The sequence below is a fragment of the Roseiarcus sp. genome (assembly GCF_052145395.1).
Classification (GTDB): domain Bacteria; phylum Pseudomonadota; class Alphaproteobacteria; order Rhizobiales; family Beijerinckiaceae; genus Roseiarcus.
Map to the genome: position 1 here is coordinate 1 of NZ_JBKQOT010000528.1, position 4,397 is coordinate 4,397.

At 66.7% G+C, this 4,397-nt stretch carries 6 protein-coding genes; 1 reads left to right on the forward strand and 5 read right to left on the reverse strand.

The window, feature by feature from the left end:
• The first annotated feature begins 156 nt into the window (after positions 1-156).
• Positions 157-669, forward strand: coding sequence for a hypothetical protein (locus ACLP25_RS18120; protein WP_442470567.1), 513 nt, complete (start codon positions 157-159; stop codon positions 667-669).
• A gap of 20 nt (positions 670-689) precedes the next feature.
• On the opposite strand, the gene bla is transcribed toward ACLP25_RS18120, so the two are convergent.
• The 5 genes from bla to ACLP25_RS18145 form a co-directional block, all read right to left on the reverse strand.
• Positions 690-1,550: a class A beta-lactamase gene (gene bla / locus ACLP25_RS18125; RefSeq protein ID WP_442470568.1), complete on the reverse strand. Its 861-nt coding sequence runs from the start codon at positions 1,548-1,550 to the stop codon at positions 690-692.
• Positions 1,551-1,645: 95 nt separating this feature from the next.
• Positions 1,646-1,801, reverse strand: coding sequence for a hypothetical protein (locus ACLP25_RS18130; RefSeq protein ID WP_442470569.1), 156 nt, complete (start codon positions 1,799-1,801; stop codon positions 1,646-1,648).
• Between the two features lie 91 nt (positions 1,802-1,892).
• Positions 1,893-3,002 (reverse strand): ABC transporter substrate-binding protein, encoded by a 1,110-nt coding sequence (locus ACLP25_RS18135; protein ID WP_442470570.1) that lies wholly within the window; start codon positions 3,000-3,002, stop codon positions 1,893-1,895.
• Positions 3,003-3,122: 120 nt separating this feature from the next.
• Complete coding sequence (locus tag ACLP25_RS18140; protein WP_442470571.1) at positions 3,123-3,587, reverse strand: GNAT family N-acetyltransferase; 465 nt, start codon at positions 3,585-3,587, stop codon at positions 3,123-3,125.
• Positions 3,584-4,397, reverse strand: an 814-nt coding sequence (locus tag ACLP25_RS18145) for a peptidoglycan -binding protein (protein ID WP_442470572.1), incomplete at its 5' end; no start/stop codon positions are given. The genes ACLP25_RS18140 and ACLP25_RS18145, both read right to left, overlap by 4 nt.

Here is a 4,397-nt window from a genome sequence, read left to right on the forward strand (position 1 = left end):
CAGCTTGAATCACGACGTCCCGGCGCAGTCAATAACCTAATTACATGCCTACAAATTCGCCGCAAATCCCCGCAACCCCGCACAAACCCGCACCTTCCCGCGAAACGCAACTCGGAAGTTCGGTCTAGCCGGCAATAACAATTGTGGAGAGAGCCCATGCCCACGATCAAGTTTTTCCTTTCCCCGCTCCGCGTCAAGGCATTACCGGCTTTGGCCCTTGCGTTCGCCCTTGTCGCTCCGAAGGCCGAAGCCGTTACCCCCAGTCCATTCCGAAACTTCATGGGTCAGTGGAGCGGCAGCGGCCAGATCGTCGCGTCGGACGGGCATCGAGAGCAGATCCGCTGCCGGGCGGAATATTCCGGGGCCAAAGACGGCGCCGCGCTCAATCAAGCGATCGTGTGCGCCAGCGAAAGCTTCCGGCTCGACATCAAGAGCTACGTCGAAGCCTCCGGCGACTCGGTCCAGGGAACATGGAACGAAGCTTCCCGAGGCGTGTCAGGTCATCTCACGGGGCGCGTTGCCGAGAATCGATTCGAAGGCCAGATCGACGGTGGGACTTTCACCGCCGCCGTCTCGCTGACATCGAATGGCCGCACGCAGGGGGTCAGCATCCGGCCCAGCGGCGGCGACATCACTGACGTCCGCATCGAACTTCGCCGGCGCGGATGACGGTGCCGCAGGCCGTTCCGTCAGAACGTCGACGCGATGATCTCCCCGACCTGACGGTTGACGGCGTTGCGCGCATCCATCGCATCGGCCCCCTCAGTGTAATAGACGGCGGCGAGGAGCGGCGCGCGATTTGGCGGCCGGATGATGGCGATCGTGTTGGCCGTGCCGTGATCGCCGGAGCCGGTCTTGTCGCCGATTCCCCAGTTCTGCGGCAGGCCTGCGCGCAGCCGCTTGTCACCGACCCTGTCGGCGATCAGCCAGGCTTCGAGCTGTGTCTTCGACGCTTCCGAGAGGACCGCGCCTAAAAGCACCATTTGCAGGTCGCGCGCCATCGCAAGCGGACTTGTGGTGTCGCGTGGATCGCCCGGAATCGCGGTATTGAGCGTGGGCTCGTCGCGGTCGAGCCGGGTCGTGGGGTCGCCCAGCGAACGGGCGAACGCGGTGAAGCCCTTGGGGCCGCCGATCTCCTTCAGGATCAGATTGGCCGCGGTGTTGTCGCTCCAGTCGATCGCTGCGGCGCAGAGATCGCCGAGCGTCATGCCGCCGGATCCGAGATGCGCCTTCGTGACAGGCGCATAGTCGAGCAGGTCCGCCTGCCCGTAGGGGATGTGGCGCCCCAGCACGTCCTGTCCCGCGTCGACACGTTTCAGGACGGCGGCCGAGGCGAGGAGCTTGAACGTGCTGCACAGCGGGAAGCGCTCGTCGGCGCGATAGAGGAGCTTCGCCGCGCTCCCCGAGTCGAGCACGGCGACGCCGAGCCGGCCGCCGGCGCTTTTTTCCAGAGACGAGAGCAGGCCACCGGCCTGCACGAGGCGGTCGCCCGACGGCGCGGCCGCCGTGACGCGGCTCGACGCGCCGACAGCGGCTACCGCTAGAAACAAGAGGAAGGCCCGGCGGCTCGCGGGGCGCCCGGCTCTCCATCGCCCGGTCGTCATCGCTTGCGCGCGATCCGGCTGGCGCGGGGAACGCATGACCGTCAGACCCTTCCCCAAAGCTCGTCCTCAACGTGGATGCGGACGATGTCGTCGAATGACGCATCGACCCGTTGTCCGCCCGGGCCCCCGCGTTCGACGAAACTTTCTGTGAGCTTGCGGCCGATCATTCCGACCGCGCCCGTCACCAGAATGGGCATGCCAGGCCCTCCAAAAAACCGCACCGCGGCTCAGGGAGCCGCGGCGCGCGCTTCGACAAACGGAAGACTGTCCTGCGCTTCTGCGTCGGTCCTACTGGCTGATTGCGGCGTACTTGCCGTCGCTCCATTTGTTGAGGTCGAAGCTCGGGTCCTTTAAATCGCCCTTGGAGTCGAGCCTAACGGTCCCGAGCACCGTCTCGAACGGCTCGCCGCTCTCGAGCGCCTTAGCGACGGCCTTCGGATCGTCGGAGCCCGCCTTCTTTACGCCGTCGGCGATCGCCTGGATGACGCCATAGCTGATCAGCGTGAAACCCTCCGGGTTGAAGCCCTGGGCCTTGAACTGCTCGAGGGCCTTGGCGGCGGCGGGCGAACGGCGTGGATCAGAGGGGAAGGTGAACAGCGTTCCTTCGCCGGCCGGCCCGGAGATCTGCCAGAACTCGGAGGTGGCGAGGGCGTCGGCGCTCATCATCTGCGGCCTGAAGTTCTGGTCGGCCGCCTGACGCAGGATGAGGCCTGCCTCGGGGTGATAACCGCCGAAATAGATGAAATCCGCCCCGGCGCCCTTCAGCTTGGAGACGATCGCGCTGTAGTCCTTCTCGCCGGGGTTCAGGCCTTCGAACAGGACCTCAGTGACGCCGGCGGCGTTCAGCTTGTCCTTTACGACGGTCGCGAGGCCTTTGCCGTAGGCCGACTTGTCGTGGACGATCGCGATCTTCTTGCCCTTGAACTTGTCGACGATCCATGGGGCGGCGAAAGCGCCCTGCGCGTCGTCGCGCGGATAGAGGCGCATGATCGTTGGGTGGCCTTTCTCGGTCAACGCCGGGTTCGACGAGGCCGGGCTCATCATCAAAATGTTATTCTCGGCATAGACCTCCGAGGCCGGGATCGACGAGCCTGAGCACGCATGGCCATCGACGAATTTGATTTGCTGGCCGACGATCAGGTTCGCCACCGCGACGGCCTGTTTCGGATCGCAGACGTCGTCCTGCACGACGATCTTGATCATGCGCCCGTTGACGCCGCCGGCATCGTTGATCGTGGCGGCGGCGGCTTCCGCGCCGCGCTTCATCTGGTCGCCGATCGAGGCGAGCGGTCCCGTCATCGGGCCCGCGACGGCGATGGCGAGGTCGTCCGCGAGCGACGGGGTCGCAAGCGCCGACAGCGCGACGCCGGCCAGCGACAGGATGACAATGTTGCGCATAATCGATTTCTCCGAAAAGGGCGACCTTCTGGCCCGCCGCGGGGCGCGGTGGCGGCGTCTCCTTTGCCGGGCAAGGCCTAACCGGGAACCGCCGTCCTGGCAACCGCGCAAAGAAGCGCATCAGCCCCGCGCCGTCCAGCGCATTCGCCACGTGGGCAGGCCCGACTGCACGCTCGACCCCCGGGTGACGACAACGAAACCCTCACGCTCATAGAAGCGGCGCCCGCGCGCGTTGGCCTCGTTGACGTCGAGTTCGACGACCCCGGGACTGCGCCGCTTGGCCTCGTCAAGGAGCGCTTTGGCGAGTCCCGAGCCCATCTCGGCCGGGGCGACGCAGATCTGGTCGAGGTAGCCACTCATTGGATCGATCGTGACGAACCCTGCTGGTCGGCCGTCGCCGTCGAGGCCGATGACGACCACGCCTCCCGTCGCGCGGTGGGCGTGGAGCCGCTCGACGAGCCAGGGCCGGCGCGCCTCGAAGTCGATCGGGAACCCGGTCTCGCGCCAGGCCGCGACCCAGAGGTCGCAAAGCGCCGGAAGGTCGCGCTCGTCGAAGCCCCGCAACGTCTGGACGGAGGCGCTCACCGCTCGGTCAGCTTCAGCTCGATGCGCCGGTTGCGCGCCATGGCCGCGTCGTCGGTCCCGGCGTCGATCGGCTGGAACTCGCCAAAGCCGGTGGCGGCGAGCCGGTCCGCCTCCACCCCTTTCGAGACGAGGTATTGCACCACGGCGACGGCGCGCGCGGCGGAGAGCTCCCAGTTCGACTTGAACTGGCCGGCGCCGCTGATCGGCTGATTGTCGGTATGGCCGTCGACCCTGAGGATCCAGGGGATATCGGGCGGGATTTCGCGCTCGAGGTCGAGGACGGCGGAGGCTAGCGAGTCGAGAGACTGTTTGCCCTGCGGGCTGATGTCGGCCTTGCCGACGTCGAACAGGACCGAGGATTCGAACACGAACCGGTCGCCGACCACGCGGATGTCCGGGCGCTGCCCGAGGATCTGCCTCAGCCGGCCGAAGAAGTCGGAGCGGTAGCGGTTGAGCTCCTGCACTTTCTGCGCCAGCGCGACATTGAGCCGCGACCCGAGATCGGCGATCTTCGACTGCGCCTCGCGGCCCGCCGCTTCGGAAGCCGAGAGGGCGTCCTCGATCGCGGCGAGCTGTTTGCGCAGCGCGGCGATCTGCTGATTGAGCACGTCGACCTGGGCCAGCGCTTTCGCGGAAATATCCTTCTGTTCGTCGAGCGCGCTCGTTGCGGCGGCCGCTCGCGCGCCGGCGTCGGCGGCGGCCGCGCCCTCGGCCGCCGCGTCCTTGAGCCGCTTCTGCTCCCGCTCCGCGGTGTCGAGCGTCGCGGTCAGGGTCGCAATCTTGGTTTCGTCGGAATTCTTCTGCGTGCGC